Source organism: Chryseobacterium sp. CCNWLW53 (assembly GCF_037083525.1).
Lineage (GTDB): Bacteria > Bacteroidota > Bacteroidia > Flavobacteriales > Weeksellaceae > Chryseobacterium > Chryseobacterium lathyri.
Genome location: NZ_JBAOJR010000003.1, coordinates 701233 through 722049, shown reverse-complemented (window position 1 = coordinate 722049; position 20817 = coordinate 701233). Strand labels below are relative to the sequence as shown.

General features: G+C 37.6%; 24 protein-coding genes. 20 read left to right on the top strand and 4 right to left on the bottom strand.

Annotated features, from left to right (window positions below):
- Window positions 1–23: 23 nt before the first annotated feature.
- From V6R96_RS12420 to V6R96_RS12395, 6 genes are all read left to right on the top strand, one after another.
- Window positions 24–665 carry a leucine-rich repeat domain-containing protein gene (locus tag V6R96_RS12420; protein WP_111956773.1) on the top strand — a complete coding sequence of 214 codons (642 nt, stop codon included), beginning with the start codon at window positions 24–26 and terminating at the stop codon, window positions 663–665.
- A gap of 8 nt (window positions 666–673) precedes the next feature.
- Window positions 674–1201, top strand: coding sequence for a GNAT family N-acetyltransferase (locus V6R96_RS12415; RefSeq protein WP_336378779.1), 528 nt, complete (start codon window positions 674–676; stop codon window positions 1199–1201).
- A gap of 154 nt (window positions 1202–1355) precedes the next feature.
- A complete protein-coding gene (nadE, locus tag V6R96_RS12410; protein WP_111956769.1) occupies window positions 1356–2150 on the top strand; it encodes an NAD(+) synthase in 795 nt (264 codons plus the stop codon).
- A 22-nt stretch (window positions 2151–2172) separates the two neighbouring features.
- Window positions 2173–2688 (top strand): ribonuclease domain-containing protein, encoded by a 516-nt coding sequence (locus tag V6R96_RS12405; protein WP_336378780.1) that lies wholly within the window; start codon window positions 2173–2175, stop codon window positions 2686–2688.
- Window positions 2689–2753: 65 nt separating this feature from the next.
- On the top strand, window positions 2754–3062 hold the full coding sequence (locus V6R96_RS12400) for a GIY-YIG nuclease family protein (protein WP_336378781.1): 309 nt from the start codon (window positions 2754–2756) through the stop codon (window positions 3060–3062).
- 64 nt (window positions 3063–3126) lie between these two features.
- Window positions 3127–3441 carry a barstar family protein gene (locus V6R96_RS12395; RefSeq protein ID WP_336378782.1) on the top strand — a complete coding sequence of 105 codons (315 nt, stop codon included), beginning with the start codon at window positions 3127–3129 and terminating at the stop codon, window positions 3439–3441.
- 184 nt (window positions 3442–3625) lie between these two features.
- Here the strand turns inward: V6R96_RS12395 and pafA are convergent, their stop codons facing one another.
- Window positions 3626–5272 (bottom strand): alkaline phosphatase PafA, encoded by a 1647-nt coding sequence (pafA, locus tag V6R96_RS12390; RefSeq protein WP_223559959.1) that lies wholly within the window; start codon window positions 5270–5272, stop codon window positions 3626–3628.
- 103 nt (window positions 5273–5375) lie between these two features.
- Between pafA and V6R96_RS12385 the strand changes: the two genes are divergently transcribed.
- The 11 genes from V6R96_RS12385 (at window position 5376) to V6R96_RS12335 (ending at window position 13056) form a co-directional block, all read left to right on the top strand.
- Window positions 5376–6155: a hypothetical protein gene (locus tag V6R96_RS12385; RefSeq protein ID WP_336378783.1), complete on the top strand. Its 780-nt coding sequence runs from the start codon at window positions 5376–5378 to the stop codon at window positions 6153–6155.
- Between the two features lie 9 nt (window positions 6156–6164).
- Window positions 6165–6557 (top strand): VOC family protein, encoded by a 393-nt coding sequence (locus tag V6R96_RS12380; protein ID WP_336378784.1) that lies wholly within the window; start codon window positions 6165–6167, stop codon window positions 6555–6557.
- 22 nt (window positions 6558–6579) lie between these two features.
- Window positions 6580–7113 (top strand): GNAT family N-acetyltransferase, encoded by a 534-nt coding sequence (locus V6R96_RS12375; protein ID WP_336378785.1) that lies wholly within the window; start codon window positions 6580–6582, stop codon window positions 7111–7113.
- Window positions 7114–7231: 118 nt separating this feature from the next.
- Complete coding sequence (locus V6R96_RS12370; protein ID WP_336378786.1) at window positions 7232–7816, top strand: TetR/AcrR family transcriptional regulator; 585 nt, start codon at window positions 7232–7234, stop codon at window positions 7814–7816.
- Between the two features lie 69 nt (window positions 7817–7885).
- Window positions 7886–8623, top strand: a complete 738-nt coding sequence (locus V6R96_RS12365) for an SDR family NAD(P)-dependent oxidoreductase (protein ID WP_336378787.1) — start codon at window positions 7886–7888, stop codon at window positions 8621–8623.
- A 169-nt stretch (window positions 8624–8792) separates the two neighbouring features.
- Window positions 8793–9026: a bacteriocin-like protein gene (locus V6R96_RS12360; RefSeq protein ID WP_111956751.1), complete on the top strand. Its 234-nt coding sequence runs from the start codon at window positions 8793–8795 to the stop codon at window positions 9024–9026.
- 153 nt (window positions 9027–9179) lie between these two features.
- Entirely contained in the window at window positions 9180–10079 is a 900-nt protein-coding gene (locus V6R96_RS12355) for an NAD(P)H-binding protein (protein WP_336378788.1), read from the top strand.
- 16 nt (window positions 10080–10095) lie between these two features.
- Window positions 10096–11010: a helix-turn-helix transcriptional regulator gene (locus tag V6R96_RS12350; protein ID WP_336378789.1), complete on the top strand. Its 915-nt coding sequence runs from the start codon at window positions 10096–10098 to the stop codon at window positions 11008–11010.
- A gap of 103 nt (window positions 11011–11113) precedes the next feature.
- Window positions 11114–11710 (top strand): hypothetical protein, encoded by a 597-nt coding sequence (locus V6R96_RS12345; protein ID WP_111956745.1) that lies wholly within the window; start codon window positions 11114–11116, stop codon window positions 11708–11710.
- 1 nt (window position 11711) lies between these two features.
- Window positions 11712–11960, top strand: a complete 249-nt coding sequence (locus V6R96_RS12340) for a redox-active disulfide protein 2 (protein ID WP_111956743.1) — start codon at window positions 11712–11714, stop codon at window positions 11958–11960.
- A 160-nt stretch (window positions 11961–12120) separates the two neighbouring features.
- A complete protein-coding gene (locus V6R96_RS12335) occupies window positions 12121–13056 on the top strand; it encodes an alpha/beta hydrolase (protein WP_336378790.1) in 936 nt (311 codons plus the stop codon).
- A gap of 83 nt (window positions 13057–13139) precedes the next feature.
- On the opposite strand, the gene V6R96_RS12330 is transcribed toward V6R96_RS12335, so the two are convergent.
- From V6R96_RS12330 to V6R96_RS12320, 3 genes are all read right to left on the bottom strand, one after another.
- Entirely contained in the window at window positions 13140–14066 is a 927-nt protein-coding gene (locus V6R96_RS12330) for a malate dehydrogenase (RefSeq protein ID WP_111956739.1), read from the bottom strand.
- A gap of 116 nt (window positions 14067–14182) precedes the next feature.
- Window positions 14183–14734, bottom strand: a complete 552-nt coding sequence (locus tag V6R96_RS12325; protein WP_336378791.1) for a biliverdin-producing heme oxygenase — start codon at window positions 14732–14734, stop codon at window positions 14183–14185.
- Between the two features lie 26 nt (window positions 14735–14760).
- Window positions 14761–16950: an ATP-binding protein gene (locus V6R96_RS12320; RefSeq protein ID WP_336378792.1), complete on the bottom strand. Its 2190-nt coding sequence runs from the start codon at window positions 16948–16950 to the stop codon at window positions 14761–14763.
- A gap of 571 nt (window positions 16951–17521) precedes the next feature.
- Here V6R96_RS12320 and V6R96_RS12315 point away from each other — a divergent pair.
- Genes V6R96_RS12315 through V6R96_RS12305 form a run of 3 tightly spaced genes read left to right on the top strand, consistent with a single transcriptional unit; the run spans window position 17522 to window position 20807 of the window.
- The gene (locus tag V6R96_RS12315; protein WP_336378793.1) at window positions 17522–18682 is read left to right on the top strand and encodes a porin; all 1161 of its coding nucleotides are present in this window, start codon (window positions 17522–17524) and stop codon (window positions 18680–18682) included.
- A gap of 21 nt (window positions 18683–18703) precedes the next feature.
- A complete protein-coding gene (locus V6R96_RS12310) occupies window positions 18704–20134 on the top strand; it encodes an anion permease (protein WP_223559973.1) in 1431 nt (476 codons plus the stop codon).
- Between the two features lie 16 nt (window positions 20135–20150).
- A complete protein-coding gene (locus V6R96_RS12305) occupies window positions 20151–20807 on the top strand; it encodes a succinate dehydrogenase cytochrome b subunit (protein WP_336378794.1) in 657 nt (218 codons plus the stop codon).
- Window positions 20808–20817 lie beyond the last annotated feature (10 nt).

Sequence of the window (20817 nt, the reverse complement as noted above, 5' to 3'; positions counted from 1 at the left end):
AATAAGGATTAAAAACACATTCGATGATGAAAATTAAAATATTTGCAACTTTCAGCCTTATTATTTCAGGATTTTTTCTTTTCCGTGCCCAAAAACTTAATTTTAAGGATCCGAACTTTGAAAAAGCTGTCCTTGAAAATTTTGATCTCAATAAAAACGGCTCACTGGAGAAACTGGAAGCTGATATGATCACCAATTTATTTCTGGTTCAGAAAGGCATTACATCAGCTGATGATATGCTCCTTTTTAGCAATGCCAAGATGATCGTGCTTGATGATAATACCATTCCGAATGTTTCGATTATGGGACTACCACAGCTCGAGCTGTTTTCCTGTACAGGATGCAAGATTTCTTCTTTTAGGGCAGAAGGTCTTAAAAGCTTGGCTTCCTTGTATCTTGACAACAACCTTCTGGAGAATATTTCGTTAAAGGAAACCCCAAGAATTGATCAATTAACATTATCTTTAAATCAATTAAAAGCAGTTGATATCACTCCGCTCAAAAATTTAAGAAAATTAAACGTAGAGCACAATAAGATCCAGAAACTTGACATTTCAAAAAATCCAGCCCTTCAAACACTGAATATAGGCGGGAATCCAATGAAGGAATCAGACATCAAGAAAGGAGTGAAAACTGATATAACCATTTTCGGAGCTGAACAATAATTATGACCATGAAACTAGAAACAGAAAGACTTATTTTAAGAAAATTTGAAGAATCAGACGTTGAACGGATGTTTCTGCTGGATTCTAATCCGGAAGTGATGAAATATATCGGCGTTCCGGTACTCACAGAACAAAGTGAATCATTAGCTGTAATCAGAATGATTCAGAAGCAATATCAAGAAAACCGCATAGGAAGGCTTGCTGTTATTGAAAAAGAAACCGGGCTGCTGATTGGCTGGAGCGGGCTGAAATTACTGACCGAAGAGATCAATGGTTATAAAAACATACTCGATCTTGGCTACCGTTATTTACCTGAATTCTGGGGGAAAGGTTATGCACTGGAAGCTGCAAAAGCATCCCTGGAGCTTGGTTTTAATGACATGAAAGCTGATGTGATCTATGCACATGCCCATTCCGGAAATGAAGGATCCAATCATATTTTAAAGAAATTAGGCTTTGAAAAAACCGATGAATTCACAGAACCTGATGGAGTCTGTAACTGGTATGAACTCAGACGTGAAAAATATTTACCATAGTATGGTTACAAAAAAACCATTAATTTTGGATTTCTTTTCCGTTTGAAATTCGTGAAGTGAATGCAATGGCTGTGGAAATGATAAAAGACGGATTAAAAAATGTAAAAGGCGTAGAAATGCCTAAAGAATTTGTAATAGACTAAAAAAATAAATAATGCAGACTCAAAAAGTAATAGATCATATTGTAGCATGGTTAAAGGATTATGCTGTAAAAGCTAATGTAAAAGGATATGTAATAGGTGTTTCCGGGGGTGTAGATTCTGGAGTAGTTTCCACGCTTTGTGCAATGACCGGACTTGAAGTATTGCTTCTCGAAATGCCGATACGTCAGAAACAGGACCAGGTCAACCGTGCTCAGGATCATATTGAAGATCTAAAAAAAAGATTTCCAAACGTTCAGGGTAAAACCATCAATCTAACTCCTGTTTTTGAAACTTTTGAAGATGTCGTTGAAGATCATATTGAAGGAAGATGGAGTAACAATCTTGCTCTTGCCAATACCAGATCCCGTTTCAGAATGTTGACATTGTATTACTTTGGACAACTTCACGGGCTTTTGGTCTGCGGAACCGGAAACAAAGTGGAGGATTTCGGAATCGGATTTTATACCAAATACGGGGACGGTGGTGTAGATGTTTCTCCAATTGCTGATCTATATAAAACTGAGATTTATAAGTTGGCAAAAGGATTAAACCTTATCGAAAGTATTCAAAATGCAATTCCGACAGACGGACTTTGGGACGCAGACAGAACCGACGAAGATCAAATCGGAGCAACATATCCGGAACTGGAGGAAATTCAAAAAGAATACGGAACTAAAACTGCAGATGATTATGAGGGTCGCGATAAAGAGGTATTTTTAATTTTTGACCGAATGCATAAAGCAGCTCAGCATAAAATAAATCCTATTCCGGTTTGTGATATTCCTGAGGAATGGAGAAACGATTAGTTTTGAATGATAAGATGTATATATGAACGGTAAAATAAGGTCAGTATTTTTTATTTGTCTGGGGCTTCTTTTCGGAATGTCCGCGATGTATATTTACAATAACTTTATTGCAGACAAAAAGGGGAATACAGAGACTGTAAAAACAGAGGCTACAAGCTATGGAAGTGAATCTCCACATTCCCAAAGTAATAATGCAAACCATCCCTCGCAGCCTATTGACCGGCTCACAGAGGAGAAAACGGTCATTAATTATGTAAAGCAGAATCACAGACTTCCTGATTATTATATCACTAAAAATGAGGCTAGAAAACAGGGTTGGAATGCTTCAAAAGGTAACCTCTGCGATGTATTGCCAGGCAAGGCTATAGGCGGAGATAAGTTCGGAAACCGCGAAAAGAAACTTCCTCAGGGTGAAAGATATTATGAAGCTGATGTGAATTACAGCTGTGGAAACCGAAATGCAGACCGGATTATCTTTACGGAAAATGGTGATGTTTATCTGACTAAAAACCATTATAAAAGTTTTGAGAAGCAATAGTTGAATATGTCATTGCGAGGAGCGTAGCGACGAAGCAATCTTTAAATCAATAAGATTACATTCCTATGAAACCAGGATTTGTTTATATTATGACCAATAAGAATCATACAACTCTTTACACAGGAGTTACTTCAAACCTGTCCAAACGCATACAACAGCATAAAGAAGCGTATTACGAACAAAGTTTCACATCAAGATATAAATTATACATACTTGTCTATTGGGAATCTTTTCAGGAAATAGGAGATGCTATTTTTCGGGAAAAGCAAATCAAGGCAGGCTCAAGACAGAAAAAATTAGATTTGATAAATTCAATAAACCCTGAGTGGAGAGATTTAACCGACGATATTGAAAATATCATGGATGTTTTTTAAGATTGCTTCGTCGCTACGCTCCTCGCAATGACCAATATTAAATTAATAAGAAAAAGAAAGGAATATGAAGACAATATATATCGATTTTACAGACATAGGAGACTATGAAGATTTTTATACCCAATTAAAGGAAAAAGTTAGTCTTCCAGAACATTTTGGAGATAATCTTGATGCTCTTTCCGACATTATTACCGGAGGATTGGAGCTGCCGCTTCACATTGAATTTGTGAATATGACGGTAGACCAGCTTGAGATCTTTGAAGATCTTCTGACAACTCTTGAAGATGCAGAAGATGAAACAGAAGATTTCAGCTTCACTTATTACCTCGAACAGTATGAGGATGAAGAAGATGAAGATAATCCTGAAGATGAAGAATAATTCTAATTCAATAAAACAAAACTCGCAGAAAATCCTGCGAGTTTTTTGGTTATTTTTTTATTTTCACTTTTCAATCTGTTAAATAGAATCTACTGAAGAATAGATTCAAGGGGCTGATAAGGTCAAATGATCAGCTATGAATGATAATAAAAAAAGCATCCTTTTCAGAATGCTTTTTGTGATTTTATCTTCCAATAACTTCTGTGATTGGGTTTCCTATATTTCCACTCGGGAACTGAATTTTCAGTAATGATGAAACGGTAGGTGCAATATCCGTCATATTATAAGGCTTATTACTTTCTCCTTTCTGGATTCCCCATCCCATAAAGATCAATGGTATGTGTGCATCATAAGAATTCCATACGCTGTGGGTAGTTCCTGTTTTAGAATATGGAGGAAGCATGGAATCGTGAGAAATCAGCTGAATATCTCCGCTTCTCTGTCTGTTGATCCCGTTGATGATTCTCTGTTTGATAGGCTCCGGAATAGTAGCTTCCTGAACTTCATCCACAGAAACAGCATATAAAACAGTAGGATCTTTCTGAAGCTCTTTTATCGTAAAGTCTCTCAGATCATCCAGTTCAATTTTATTATCCTGCATCAGCTTTCTGTCAAAATAGATCTGATAGTTGTCTACTGCATTAATAAGCTTATCGACTCCGAATTTATCCTTCAGCTTCTGATTGATATCTTTTTCCATTCCTTCACCAAAGAATCCTGTAGTAATTTTATGTTCTTTCAGGAATCCTACAGAATGAGCTCCACCGTGGTCAGCAGAAAGGAAAACAGTATACTCTCCTTTTCCTACTTTTGAATCCAGGTAGCTGAAAAACTGAGCCAGATCCTGGTCAAGTCTTAAATAAACATCTTCCACTTCTATAGAATTAGGACCGAATTTATGTCCTGCATAATCTGTAGAAGCCAGGTTGATTGCTAAAAAGTCGGTAATCTGATCACTTCCTAATTTTTCACCTTCCACAGAAGCTTCAGCCAATTTAAGCGTCAGCGTATTTCCGAAAGGTGTATAGCGGATATTATCTTTTTTTGCCTGGTAATCCTGTGCTAAATTACTGTAAGGGAAAACAGGAGTTTTTGCACTTCCCAACAGCCCCTCCCAAGAAGAATTGTCAGGAGAACTTTCTGTATACTGATTAATCGGGAGCAAAGTATTCCATCCGTTTGCCACTAATTTTTCAGGCAGGTTCTGCGAATTGAAAGATTTAACCCATTGAGGCAAATCGTTCATATACCATGTACTCGTAATAAAGCTTCCGGTACTGTCATCAAACCAGAAAGCTCCGTTCGGAGTATGTCCCGCTGGAAGAATGGAAGCACGGTCTTTTAACGAAACCCCGATCACTTTTCCCTGGAAATTGGTAGCCAGTCTCAATTCATCCGTTACGGTTGTAGACCAAAGGTTTTTTGGAGAATGGCTTCCTATTTTTGTATTGGTTGTTCCTACCGGCTGAACGTTTTCATCTGTTGTACAGTAAACATTTTTCCCTGTTTCTTTATCCGTCCAGTCATTTCCGGCAATACCATGAATCGCAGGTACAGAACCTGTATAGATGCTGGTATGTCCCAAAGCCGTAACAGTAGGTACATAGTTGATATGAACATTATTTAAAGAATATCCGGTATTCAGGAGTCTTTTGAAACCGTCATTTCCGTATTTACTGTAAAAACGGTACAGATAGTCCCACCTCATCTGATCTACCACTAATCCTACGACTAATTTGGGTCTTTCTAATTGAGAATTTTTGTTCTTCTGAGCATTGATTGTAATCACGGACAATAAAGCTGCTGCCGCAATTGAAATTTTCCTAAGCATCTAGTAAATTTTTGTTGACCACAAATTTACGGGTTTTGAAAGTTTTGGAGTGTGAAATTTTCTTTAAATTTGAGAACCGTCTATTAAACCAATAAGTGCAGAAATGATTTTAGGAGTATATTGGTATTTTAAATTTCCGGAAAATGTATACAATTTCCAATTTTTCAGGTTTTTCAAAGGCTTTGGAGGGCATGCTGACAATCCGGCTGAGTTAGAAGCCCGGGTTTCAGTAGATCATCCCGAAAATCTCATCACAAAACTGGGGGAATTGCATTTCCGTTTTAAAAGATTGTATTTAGATATTAAGATCAATGAAAGCCAATTATTGATTTCCACAGGCGATTATACTCTTTTTGATGAGCATTTTCAGTTTGTTTCGGAAATAGAACAGTTGCTGATTCATCACAATGCAGTTCTGGCTGATCTGCCTTTTGAAGTAAAATCAAGCAGAAAGTTCAGTCCGGAAAGGAAAAATTTTGAAACTATAGAGCATAGTTTTCTGCAAATCATCAGTTCCGATTTCAAGAAAAACAATGCTGAAAACCTTTCTGTCAGGATTGATTGTAATTTGCCTTCAGCAAACAAAAAAGATCTGGTCAATGATTTGACCCGGATATGTACTGAAGAAAATATTCACGTGTTCTATTATTATCATTGCAATTTTAAACAGCATTCCAATCTGATGCTTTTTTTCTCCAACGGAAGACAGCTGGAAAATGCAGTTCAAAATGTCGATGTAAATACTTTTGGAAACAAAATGCGTCAACTGGAACAGAAATATCAGCTTCACTTCGGGCATTTCGGAGGAATGGAATATTATCCGCGGAACGGTCCTTTTGTAGAACTGATTACTGACGAAGAATATATTTTAAATAAAAAATAAGCTATTACTATGATCAAATTCAAATACGTCATTTTATATGTTGAAGATGTGGAAAAATCAATGAATTTTTATCACCAAACATTTGATATGCCTATTAAATTCATCACTCCTGAAAAAGATTACGGAGAACTTCTTACCGGGGAAACGAGTCTTTCTTTCGCATCTATAAGTCTGGCCAGTTCCAATATAAAACAAGGATTTCTGTTTTCCAAATCTGAAGAAAAACCTTTCGGAATTGAATTGGGTTTTACAACAGATAATGTTGAGAAACTGGTAGAAAAAGCAGTTAAAAACGGAGCCGTTCTTTATGAAGGTATTGCAGTAAAACCTTGGGGACAGAAAGTAGCCTATATCAAAGATCCTGATCATTATTTAGTAGAAATCTGTACAGAAATTCAATAAACCAATCACATTCCGCATTTCCATGGAAATAAAAAAATTAGAAAAACTGACTGAAAACCCTACCCTACACTGGGGACTTAACGGATACACCACAGATAAGATCTTATCCATTTCTTTTGTTGAATATGGCGGTTCTTTTGAATTTGTATTAAAAGAAAAATCTATGCCCTACTCTAAGATTTGGGAAACCCATTCGGATGAGCTTGAAGAACTTAATGAAATCATTGAAAAAGGACATTCTTTCGGAGCTTTTGAAGATAATGAACTGATAGGCTGGATCATCTGTGAGCACCGGACATGGAACAACAGCTTTTACATTGAGAATATTCTGATCAATGAAAAATTCAGAAGAAATGGAACCGGGGCGCAGCTGATCAAAAATGCTGTCCGGGAAGCCAGACATTTAAACTGCAGAATCATTGAACTTGAAACGCAAAATACCAATTATCCGGCCATGCAGTTTTACAGAAGAATGGGCTTCAGCATCACAGGAATTAATACAAGACTCTATAAAAACCCGGAGGAAACTGCTGTTTTTATGACTTTAGATCTATAGGATGATGCAGTTTTACTCTGTTCATTAGTTTATATCGACAGAAACTATAAAACATATTGAAAATATTATTTTGTACCAAACAGTACAATAAAATACCTTTGTCTCAGAAATAATCCCAATGGCAGGAAGACCTAAAATATTTGACGAACAAGAAGCTGTTGCAAAGGCAACTGAAGTTTTCAGGGACAAAGGCTATGATACAGCTTCTGCTGATGAGTTATTATGCGCTATGGGTATCGGAAAAGGCAGTTTTTATCTTGCTTTTAAAGGTGGAAAGCGGGAACTTTATATCCGGTCGATCACCCAGTTTTCAGAATATTTTTATCAAAAGCTTTCAGACGGCATTGCCGAGTCTGAAGACAAAGTACAATTCATCAGACAGTTTTTCCTGAATCTTGCTGACGCTTCTGATTGCGATAAAGAACGTGGCTGCTATTTAGGAAATGCCTTGGTTCAGCTTTCTGAAAAAGATCATGAAATAAAAAAAATAACAGTCCAATTGCTGAAAAAACTGCAGACTCTGTTTGCAGAAACTATCAAAAATGCACAGGCAAACGGGCAGATCACCAGTACCGAAGATCCCGAAATGACCGGGTGGTACCTGAGCAATTTATGGAACGGGATTCATGTTACGAGAAGAATGGAAGGCTCACCGGAAATTCTTAAAAGCATTATTGAAATGAATCTTAAAATACTCAGTTAAAATTTTTTATTCAATTATGTACCATTTAGTACAATTTAAAATACCTATTAATTTAATACCAAAAATGTTATGAACATTACCAACAACACGATTTTAATTACTGGCGGAGGCTCAGGAATCGGATTAGAAATTGCAAAAGCACTGAGCACAACAAACAAAATTATTATTGCAGGAAGAAATAAAGAAAAGCTTGATGCAGCAGCAAAAGGTCTTGAAAATGTCTTTACTATTCAGGCAGATATTACCAATGAACAAGATGTAAACCATCTGATCGAGGAAATTAAAGTGAATTTCGGAGGGCTGAATATTCTGATCAACAATGCCGGACATGCCTATGCTTATACAATCTCTGATACATCAGACACGTATAGCAAGGCTGTTGCTGAATTTGAAACCAATTATTTTGCTCCCATTCGTCTGACCGAAAAGTTACTTCCTTTACTGAAACAACAGGAAAACGCTGCAGTTGTAAATGTTTCTTCTATTGTAGCATTTGCTCCGGGTTCCCACGTTCCTACTTATTCCGATTCTAAAGCAGCACTCCATTCTTACACTAAAATATTAAGGCATGAGCTGGCAAAAGACACTTCTGTTAAAGTTTTTGAATTGATGCCACCTCTTGTTAATACAGATTTTTCAGCAGAAATCGGAGGTAGAGAGAATGGTATCCCTGCGTCAGAGGTAGCAGAAAGCTTTGTAAATGCCCTTATTAATGATACTTACGAAATCCGTGTAGGAATTACTGAAGTTCTCTACAACAACTTTTTTGCAAATTCCGAAGGAGCTTTTAGCATGATAAATGCATAATTTTTAACGTACCGGTTATTCACTGCGGGAAAAGGAAAAACTTTCTCCCGCAGTTTTGTTACTATCCTTTCTACTTTTTCTTTTAATTTAAAACAATGCATTTAAATCACATCCACGTGTATTAAAATTTTTATATCTTAGTAATCAACAAACTAAAATATTAACTGCTATGAAAAATCTAAAGAAATTAACAAGAAAAGAGTTGGGAATTATCAGCGGGGGTGATACTGCCTATGCATTGTGTGATATGGATGGAAACTGCCCTCCTACCAGTGGATCTTACTATTGCAGCAACGGAACCTGCTACAGATCTGACGGTGGTGGAAATCCTGGCGGTGGCTGCGATGAACCACAACGCTTATGTCAGCCTTGGGAAACCGGATGCGGATGCGTTTATTTTTAGAAAGAAATTATTGTTAGATAAATGAGGGGCGGTTTTTACCGCTCTTTTTTATTTAGAATTATTACTACCAGATTTGACTACGCGAAAAGCAGATTCGGATACAAATATCTTTTAACAATTATGGAATTTTGCTTCAACAAAAAAAAAGTCAAAATGAAAATTATCGTAACAGGTTCATTAGGAAATATCAGCAAACCGCTGACAAAAGAATTGGCAGGCAGAGGACATTCTGTAACCGTTATCAGCAGAAGCAGTGAAAGACAACCCGAAATTGAGGCTTTAGGAGCAAAAGCCGCAATCGGATCCATGGAAGATGTTGATTTTTTAGCAGAAACCTTTAAAGGTGCAGATGTTGTGTATGCTATGGAGGCCTTGAATGTCAGCGTATTCTTTGATCATACTATTGATTTTATAGAGGCCAATATCCAGATCGCAAGAAACTACAAAGAGGCTTTTGAAAGATCAGGCGTAAAGAATATTGTTCATTTAAGCAGTATCGGAGCACATATGAGTGAGGGAAACGGGATTCTTAGATCTCATTATAATGTAGAAAAAATACTGAATGAGCTTCCGGATGATGTTTCCATTAAATTTATGCGCCCGGTCGGGTTTTATTACAATATGTTCTCATTCATTCCTACAATCAAATCACAAGGTTTAATCATTCAAAATTATGGTGGAGATCAAAAAGAACCCTGGGTATCGCCACTGGATATTGCCAGTACCATTGCGGAAGAGATTGAAAAACCATTCAGCGGAAGAGAAATCCGTTATATTGCTAGCGAAGAAATCTCGCCCAACGAAATTGCCCAAACATTGGGTGAAGCTATTGGTAAAACAGATCTTAAATGGCTAACTGTTTCTGATGAAGACCTTCTAAAAGGTATGGTGAACGCAGGAATGAATCCGAAAACAGCTAAAGGTTTTGTAGAGATGAATGCAGCAAGAGGAAACAGCGTTTTATACGAAGATTATTATCTGTACAAGCCTGTTTTAGGAAAAGTAAAGCTGAAAGAATTTGCAAAAGAATTTGCAGCAGCTTATCATCAATAATAATTAATTTTGTGATATGAAGCAGCCCATCAGAATCAAAACAATCAGTGAATTTCACCAGTTCCGTGGCCTTGCAAAGCCTGGGCATCCGCTCATCAGTGTTGTGGATTACAGTACGATTAAGGATGATACAAATGAAGCTGAACTGAGCTGGATCCTTGACTTCTACTCTATTTCTGTTAAGCGAACATCTCTCACAAAGATAAAATATGGTCAGCAGCAGTATGATTTTGATGAAGGATTCATGTTTTTTATGGCTCCGGGACAGGTTTTCAGCATTAAAAGAGATCCGGATTCAATTACAAAACATACGGGATGGATACTGCTCATTCATCCCGATTTTCTTTGGCACACTCCTTTGGCAAAGACTATACAAAATTATGAATTCTTTGATTATTCTGTGAACGAAGCGTTGTTTCTATCCGAGAAAGAGGAAAATATCATTGATAATATTGTTCAGAATATTCACCAGGAATATCGTTCCAATATTGATACATTCAGTCAGAATATTATTATTTCACAGATTGAGACGCTGCTCAATTATTCGGAACGTTTTTATCAGCGTCAATTTATTACCCGCAAAATTTCCAGCCATAAAATCCTGGATTCTCTGGAGACATTGCTTGCTGATTATTTCAACAGCGAAGATCTTATCACCAAAGGGCTACCAAGTGTACAGCATATTGCTGATGAACTGAATGTGTCTCCAGGTTATTTAACCGGTTTGCTAAAAGTTCTTACCGGCCAGAATACCCAACAGCACATCCACGAAAGACTGATCGGAAAGGCAAAAGAAAAATTATCCACCACCCAGCTGTCGATCAGTGAGATTGCTTATGAATTAGGTTTTGAGCACTCTCAATCATTCAGCAAGCTATTCAAAAGTAAAACCAGTCTTTCTCCCTTGGAATTCAGAAAGTCTTTTAGCTGATATTTTCATGCAATCTTTTTCCCATAATGATAATAAAAATGCATCCCGTAATATGTTTTCTATAAGATACTGCAATATCAGTATAAAATAATATATTAGTACGATGAAATATTTAGAAAAAATTCAGGGATTACTGCCTTTGGGATATTTATATCTTATCATTCTTGGACTTTTAAAGGAAAGTATTCTTTTTTATCAGTTGGATGTAAATATTTTGAAATATTCATCGATCACGGATATCCTGATCAGCCCGCTTGCAGATATGACTTCGAGTCCTATTCTGATCATCGTGGTAATCTCTGTCATTCTTTTTTTCTTTATTATTCAGACTATTATCTTCAGAAACAGTCATACAAACTGGGGTAAGAAATTGCTGGGAAGCTACAAAATAGACAGTGAAGTTGATAAGAAAGGCCTTCGAAAAGCGATGATTCCAATATTTGGCTTACTGGTGGCGATAGAACTTCTCGCTTTATTTGTGGGTTTAGGTATCGGACAGGGCAACATCATCAAAAAAAGAATTGAAAGCCAGGATTTAAAATATAATTATAAAATAACTTCCGGCTCAGGAGCACCTGCAGATATTTATTTGATTGATATCAACAGTACATATTATTTTTATGTATCAAAGGGAAATAAAAACATCATCATTGCACCTGTCGGGAACATAGGAACCCTGGAAGTCATCAAAAAAAACTAATATGAGAAGTAAACCGATATCCGAATACACCGATGAAGAACTGATCAGTAATGAAAAAAAACTGAAGATACTTACTGTTATGCTTGGTGTATCAATAACTCTTCTTTTTCTTGCCTCTATGGCCCTGATGCTTAAGAAAGGCTTCAGCCCAATCATGATCATTCCCATCTGCTTATTCCCTTTAGTGGTCGTCAATATCATTAACTGGCAAAATCTCAAAAAAGAAAAGCAAAGAAGAAATCTACAGTAAATTTTAAAATTCAACATTTTGAAATCTGTAAAGTTCATTTTAAAAAGTGAAAGTACAGAGCCCTATAGCTGTATAAGGATTTTTTATACAATAATCGATGCAGATGATTGAACTTAAAAGCAGAAAAAAATAACCTGCCATGAAGTAATAAATCTTCTCCATGAACTGTTATTATGATATGAAAAACATCCACTTTCTCCTGTTATTATTCCTTGCTGCAATTGGTGTTTCAGCACAGAAAAACAGTACAGAACAATCTTTTGAAACCTCTGATCATGTTAAGATCAGATATAAAGTTTCCGGAAAAGGAGAAGCCTGCATTTATGTTCCGGGAGGACCTGGGCAGGGATTTCCGTCATTTGAACTTTTAGGTGGAAACAACCTTGAAAAAAACATGCAGATGGTTTATATGGATCAGCGGGGATCCGGTGAATCCGGGAAATCGGAGAATTATCACCTGGATGCAATGGTTCAGGATATTGAAGAACTGAGGCAACACCTGAAGCTTGATAAAGTTTTTCTATTGGCTCATTCTTTCGGAGGAATTATAGCGGTTAATTATGCAAAAAAATATCCTCAGCACACAAAGGGATTAATTTTGGCTAATATCACGCTTCATTTCCTCAATGATGAAACCCTGAAAGAGCAAATAGAATATGGAAACAATCTTCTTCAGCAGCCCAACAAAGCTGTTCCTGAAGACAGTCTTTCTGCGGAACTTTCGAAAATAAGTGCTGCCTTAAGAAAGAAAAGAATCGGATATAAATTCCTTACCGAAGATATTGAAACCATCAGAAAAACCGATAAAATAGATTCTCTTCACCCAAGGATCATAGATTTTGGGATGGCCGTGATTTCAAAACCAAAAGAGTTTCCTGAACATTATACTGATTATGCACCGATCACAAAAGATATTCATGTTCCAGTCTTAGTTATCACTGGAAAAATGGACAAAGCCGTAGGAACCATGCATTATAAAACATTCCGGTTTCCAGATCAAAAGGTGGTTGCCATTGATGGGGGACATCTTTTGTATTATGAGAAAAATAGAGAATTTGTGAATGCAGTTTGGCATTTCATAAACAAACACAAGTAATAAATGAGGAATTGGCCTCTGGAATAAAAAAGCCTCAGCGCGGCCTTTGGCCGCGCTGAGGCTTTATATAAAGCTTAAGTCAATTAAAACTTAAGATCTCCATTCACTTCTCTTACAGCATTAGCTGCTTCGGCAAACTTCAACTGCTCATCTGCAGTAAGCGTTACATTTACAATTTTCTCTACTCCGTTTTTCCCGATAATAGCAGGAACACCTAAGCAGATATCATTTTGTCCGTATTCACCTTCAAGCATTAAAGAGCAAGGGATCATTTTCTTCTGGTCGCAAGCGATTGCCTGAACCATTACAGAAACTGCTGCACCTGGTGCATACCAAGCTGAAGTTCCTAACAATTTAGTCAATGTAGCCCCTCCTACTTTAGTTTCTTCAATTACATATTTTTGTTGCTCATCACTTAAGAATTCAGTTACTGGAACACCGTTTCTTGTAGCTTTGCTCAATAACGGAAGCATTCCTGTATCACTGTGTGCAGCGATTACCATACCGTCTACATCAGAGATAGGGCTTTCCAATGCTTCAGCCAATCTGTATTTGAATCTTGCAGAATCCAATGCACCACCCATTCCGATGATCTTGTGCTTAGGAAGACCTGAAGTTTTGTGTACCAGATAAGCCATAGTATCCATTGGGTTAGAAACTACGATGATAATAACTTCCGGAGAATTCTTTACTAAGTTTTCAGTAACTTCTTTCACAATACCGGCGTTGATACCAATCAGTTCCTCTCTTGTCATTCCAGGTTTTCTTGGAATACCTGAAGTGATTACTGCCACATGAGAACCTGCAGTTTTGCTGTAATCTCCTGTTGTTCCGGTAATTTTTGTATCGAATCCGTTAAGCGATGCAGTCTGCATCAAATCCATTGCTTTACCTTCAGCAAATCCTTCTTTAATGTCTACTAAAACTACTTCTGAACAGAAGTTTTTCATTGCGATGTATTCTGCACAGCTTGCTCCTACAGCGCCTGCACCTACTACAGTTACTTTCATATTGTATACTTTTTTTAAATTATTTTTTAGTTTAGTCTAAAAATTGAAACGCCCAAATTTAACAATTCCTGAAAATGTGGGCAATTTTTCAGGAATTTAATTAGGGTTCGTTGAAATTAATTGACGTTCAGTAAAAACGTATATAGCTTTTTTGCTCCCGAAAGGACCTCATTGTAATGTTCCTCGGTAACTTCAGTATCTAAAACCTCTTTGAAGCTCTTCCACATGGAGCCCGTATTTTCCTGGTAGCATCCGAAAAAATTGAAGGTCACCTCATCAAAACCCTCTGTTTTAGAAAGCTGTTTGGCAATTACATTTCCACCTAAAGTAGAACCTTCAATCACGTACATTGCTCCCAAAGCTTCATGTTCATTATTAAACTCAAGATTGTGGGAAGCATTCTGATTTTCAAGAGAAAGACTTTCAAGATCCTTTTCGATAAGAGAAAGCTTTTTCCTGTTGCTGAGCTGAAGTTTTTCGGAGTACTTATCGGAAAGACTTTTGAATATTTTATCTTCACTGTGAAGAAGCATAAGATAATTCGTATTGATGATCTTTTTGTAATCTTCTAAGGTAAAGGTTTTATTGAAAATTTTTTCAGAATTGAAAAGTTTCTCTGCTGCATCGTGATATTCCGCTGTATTTTGCTTAAGATATTCTGATACCATAAATAAGGATTTAAAGTTTCCCAAATTTAGGGTTTTTTAAACGTTAAAATAAAACAAGTTCCTCCTTTATTGCTCTCGTAATCCACATTTCCTCCGATACGCTTCATAATCCTGTGCACAATAGACAATCCTATCCCATTTCCTTTGAAGGTTTTAGCATTATCCATCCTGTTAAATATCTTGAACATTTTATGTTTTTCCTGTTCGGGAATTCCAATACCATTATCTGAAATCCTGTACACGACAGTCCCGTTTTCTTCAGTTCCCCGGATTTCCACTTTCGGCTCTTCCTGATGAGAAGAATATTTCACAGCATTATTGATGATATTTAAAAATACCTGATGAAGCATCGTTTTATCCGAAAGTACATCGGGACACTCCTTAATCGTGATTACACTTTTCGGGCTATCGAAGGTGATCTTTGCATTTTCCGATATCTTCTGGATCGTATTCAGAGGCTGCAGGCGTTCCAGTTCTATCTCGCTGTGTTTGGCGCGACTGAGCTGCAGTACATCATGCATCATTTCCGCCATATTGTCGATTTCTTCAACAATGGAATTCAGCTTATTTTTATTTTTTTCTGTTTTTTCAAAGTTAGAAAGCAACATCTGTGCATTCAGCTTCATCACGGTCAAAGGTGTCCCCAGATCATGAGAGATCGTGTAAGAAAAACTGTCAAGCTCTTCATTTACCTTTCTCAGTTCATTATTCAGCGCTTTGATCGCATTGTACTGCTTGTGCGAGGTTTCAAGGATCACATCGCGGACAGCCTGCACCGAAACAATATCTCTGGAATTCCATCTCTTTGAATTTCCTTTAATATTTTCTGTAAAAATCTGGAAAGAGGTTCTTGGTGAAACAACCTGTATTTCCTTACCGTCCTGCAGCAATACTTCTACTTTCTTCTCAGGATTTCCGGCCCAGTCGATATGTTCATCAAACTCTTTACGGAACCAGATCAGCATTTCCTTTTTATTTCTCTCAATAAAATAAATAATGATTCCGGCTGCATTTTCGTCCAGTCCCAGCTCCTTTCCATAATCTTTAAGGAAGCTTCTGCTCACAAAAATACTGTCAGCAGTATTCTCAAGAGCCCAATGTGCAATGGCATCAATAATCCTGTTTTCAGGAACCACTCCAACAGTCACTGTATTTCCTTCCGAAATAATAGCTAAACCGTCTGCCTCAGGCAGCTTTCTTATCTTTCCTTTATTGTCTGCTAGTGAATCAAAAAGATTATTATGTTTCAAAAACTCCGCTTTCAGCTGTGACGATTTTTCGTTCAGCTCCAGACGGTATTTCAGTTCATTTTTAGACTTGAACGAAGAATAGGCATTGGAAGCCAGAGCCGTAAAAATTCCCGCCTGTACCCTATCTTCAAGATCAATATGCTTTGCCTCCGAGTTCTGGCAGGTAACCAAACCCCAAAGATGATCCTCAATAATAATAGATACACTGAAACTGGAAGAAGCTCCGGAATTTTTTATGTACTGGCCATGAATAGGCGACATTCCTCTTGAAGCCACAAAAGTAAGATCAATATTTTCATCCGTTCTGCTTATCAGCGGAACCGTTTCAGCATATACATTACTGAATATTCTTTTTCTTTTCTTTAAATAAAGCTCTCTGGCCTGTCTTGGAATATCAGATTCAGGGTAATAAAGTCCCAGATAGCTCTCCATATTATCATTCCTTCTTTCTGCAATCACTTTTCCCGAGCCGTCCATCATAAATTTATAAACCATCATCCGGTCATAATTCACAATTTTAGAAAGCGTGCTTAGCAATTGCTCCCACAGCTCCTTTTCATTATCTATGACATAAAAATTGTCGTACTTATTAGAAATGCGCTTGTTGGGATTTTTCAGTACCGCCTCAAATTCAAGGAAAATATGTTTACCGCTTCTGAAAACGGAAAAATGATATTCCTTATCACCGATAAATACTTTATCGAAATGGGTCTCATTTTCTCTTCTTGTAAAGTCCTGCAGGGAAGTATAAAGATCGGAATCAATAACGGTCCGGAAGATTTCAGGAAAATCCATAAGGCCTCTTCCAAAAAGCAGCTCCGCATTTCCGACTTTAAATATATCCGTAATATTCCGGCTGAAAAAAGTGATGGATTGAGATTCTGCATCAATGCCAATCAGGTATCCAAAACTTTGTATATACCCAGGAATATGGATAGGTTCCTCATGACACTCTACAAAATTCATATATTTCTTTGATCTATCAAAGATAACGATTTTTTTAACGGCATATTACTTTGTGGTATTAAATCACGAAGTTCCTGAAACATCATTATTCCTATAATTAATAAGCTGAAACTTCCTGAATTCCAGCGCAAATACTCCCGCTTTTTTAATATAATAATGGACTTTATTCATAATATATTAAAAATTTTGAAACAAATCAAGTTAAATTTTCTGATCATGATTCATTGCATGAATTTCGGATTAACACCTGAAATAATTATGTTAATTAAGCAAAATTTATTAAATTTATATCACCAAACAATGAATACGTTTAAAAATTGTTGATTTTTTTCACATTATCTCCAATTAAATTCTCATTTAAATTCAAATAACACGACTATGAAAAAGTTCCCTTTAATAATCGTCATCTCTATTTGCATATTAGGAATCGGAGGAACCAGTTATAATGCCAGTATAAACGAAATTACAAAGGCTCAAAAAAATAGGATAATCGATACTCATCCTATGAATTGGAGTCAATGCCTTTCAAATTTCCGGAACTTTTAAATAATAATCCATTAACACAAATACTATGACCCTTTTTTCACCAAAAAAGAGAAGCCTGTTACTATGCATTTTACTGGCCGCTTTTTCAGCCAATGCACAGATTCAGGACTCACTCCGCCCCGATAAACAGGAAGAAGACCATGTGAAATACCCTGTAATTCAGATAAAAGGACTTTTTCAGGCACGCTATCTTGTAGGTATGGCCGAAGATGTCGATGTGAACGGCCTGCATCACACAGACGGATCAGGAACCAGCAACAATTTTATGCTCAAGTATATGAGGGTTCAGGTACGTGCACAAATCAGCAAAAGAACAGAAGTCGTAGCACTCGCCAATTTCGCTGACTTTAAAAACGACCCTAAAAGCAGGGTCCTTGAAAATGCTTACCTGAAATATACTTTCAACCCTAAGTTAGCATTTACCGTGGGTCAGTTCAGACCCTGGTTCGGAATTGAAGAAACGTATCCTATCGACATCATCAAATCTTTGGATTGGTCCAATCAGTATACAGAATTCGGGAAACTGGGCTGGACAAGCTTTCAGATCGGACTTTCTGCAACCGGACAGCTTCAACTGGGACAAATACCTTTCCAGTATGCTGTTTCAGTTGTTAATGGAAATGGTAAAAACCAGGTGAATGATAACGACAACGGAAAACAGTATTCCACAAGACTCGTTTTCGGTCTTTCAAAAAAGTATAATTTCAATGTCGGACTGAACGGTGGTGTCGGTGAAGTTTTAAGTAAAAAAGTATATGCAGTAGGAATTGACCTCAGCTCGCTGATCCAGTTTGATCCGAAATGGAGTCTGGACATGCAGTTGGAAGCCAAACAGGCAACCAATCATGTTCTTTACAACACGATCGATCCTGAGCTCAGACCTTCGAATCCTGACCAGTATCTGATCCGTGGCGCTTACTTCCTTCCGAACGTAAGATACGAGATCAATCACAAAAACCTCAGCGCCTTCGAGCTGTCATGCCGGTATGAATATCTGGATACCAATTTCAGGCTGAACTCCAATCCAAGACAGACCATTACACCTATGTTCGGACTGGAATTCCTGAAAAACTATGGTGCAAGAATCCAGCTGGGTGTACAGTTTGACCGTTACAGGCACCAGATAGAAAACACATCACAATACAATAATAATCTGTTCATTGTTCAGGTACAAAGTAGATTTTAACCGCTTAAAGATTTATAGATCATGAAAGAAATTAATATCAGAAATATCGCGATAACGTTTGCCGTTGCGCTGATCATATGGTTTATTCCCGCTCCGGAAGGCGTTGCCGAAAACGCATGGCATCTGTTTGCTATTTTTGCAGCAACCATATTAGGTATCATCCTTAAAGCAGCACCTATGGGCACCATGTGTATGATGGCCATTGCATTTACAGCACTTACACAGGTTGTAGCTCCCGGAGATGCAGGAAAATCCATCACAAAAGCACTTTCCGGATTCGGAGATAAAGTAATTTGGCTTATCGGGATCTCATTCTTTATTGCCAGAGGATTTATCAAAACCGGATTGGGAAACCGGATTGCCTTTTTATTCATCAGAATATTCGGTAAAAGCTCATTGGGACTGGCTTATGGGCTTGGACTTGCAGATGTTTGTTTAGCTCCAGCCATTCCGAGTAACACTGCAAGAGGTGGCGGAATCATCTATCCGATTATGAAATCTATGGCTATCAGTTTCGATTCTGTTCCTGAAAAGCCGGAAACCCATAGAAAACTGGGCTCTTTCCTTACCCTGAACAGTTACTATATGAACCTCATCGCGTCATCTATGTTTCTTACCGGAACCGCGAGTAATCCAATGTGTCAGAAATTTGCAGCCAATTTAGGAATCAATATTACGTGGATGTCATGGGCTGCAGCTGGTTTTGTTCCGGGATTGGTTGCATTCTTTGTCGTTCCTTTAGTTTTATACAAATTATATCCGCCTGAATTGAAAAAAACAGGTGATGCCCCGAGAATGGCGGCTCAGAAATTAAAAGAAATGGGGCCTATTTCCAGAAATGAATGGCTCATGTTATTAGCATTCTTCATTCTTTTAGCACTTTGGATATTTGGAGGAGCACTTTCTATCGATGCTACTACAACAGCTTTCATTGGATTGACGATGTTGCTTCTTACTTCTGTATTGACCTGGGAAGATATCAAAGGTGAAAAAGGAGCCTGGGACACGATTGTATGGTTCGCTGTTCTGGTGATGATGGCCAGTTCTTTAAATGAACTTGGTTTTATTGGCTGGTTCAGTGATTTGATCAAAGTAAAAATCGGTGGATTAAGCTGGCAGGTTGCCTTTCCGGTAATTATTGTCGTATACTTTTTCAGCCACTATATTTTTGCGAGTGCAACGGCTCACGTAGCTGCTATGTATGCAGCGTTATTGGGAGTTGGTGTTTCTCTAGGAATCCCGCCTATGCTATTGGCGATGATGCTTGGTTTCTTAGGCTCAATTTACGGGGTGCTTACCCATTACGGCCATGGTCCTGCTCCGGTATTCTACGGAAGCGGTTATGTCGAACTGAAAGCCTGGTGGCTGAGAGGTCTTGAAATCGGAATCGTGTTACTTATCATCTATATGGTAGTCGGAGGACTGTGGATGAAAGTTTTAGGATATTATTAATCATTAAATCAAAAATATGCTGTCAACCTTGTCAAGAAAAATGCTGATGTGCCTTACAGGATTATTCCTGAGCTTCTTTCTGTTGATCCATTTCTTGGGAAACCTCCAGCTGTTTCTTCCGCCGGAGCAGGCGCACTTACAGTTTAATGCCTATTCACATTTTCTGTCCGGAAATATTCTGATCAAAATGGTTTCGTACGTTCTGTATGCAAGTATTATTCTACATGCTCTGGACGGACTGGTCATCACTTTAAAAAATAAAAAATCGGGAGGCAGTTACCAGTCGGAAAGACGTGGAAGAGCAAGTAAATGGTATTCCCGTAATATGGGAATTCTGGGGACGCTGATTCTGATCTTTTTGGTGATCCACTTCCAGAATTTCTGGTACGTCTACAAATTTGGAAACCCACCACTGGATGACAACGGAAATAAAGACCTGTACATTCTGGTAGTAACGGTTTTCAAAGAATGGTGGTACGTTATCATTTACGTAGTATCAATGGGGGCTTTATGCTATCACCTCATTCATGGGATTCACAGTGCGGCCAGAACGCTGGGATTATACCATCCTAAGTTTGTCAAATGGTTCAAAACTGCCGGAATTGTCTATTCAATAATTATCAGCGTAGGTTTTGCGCTGATGCCAGTTTACGTATTCTTTACTGCCCATTAAAAAGAAAAGT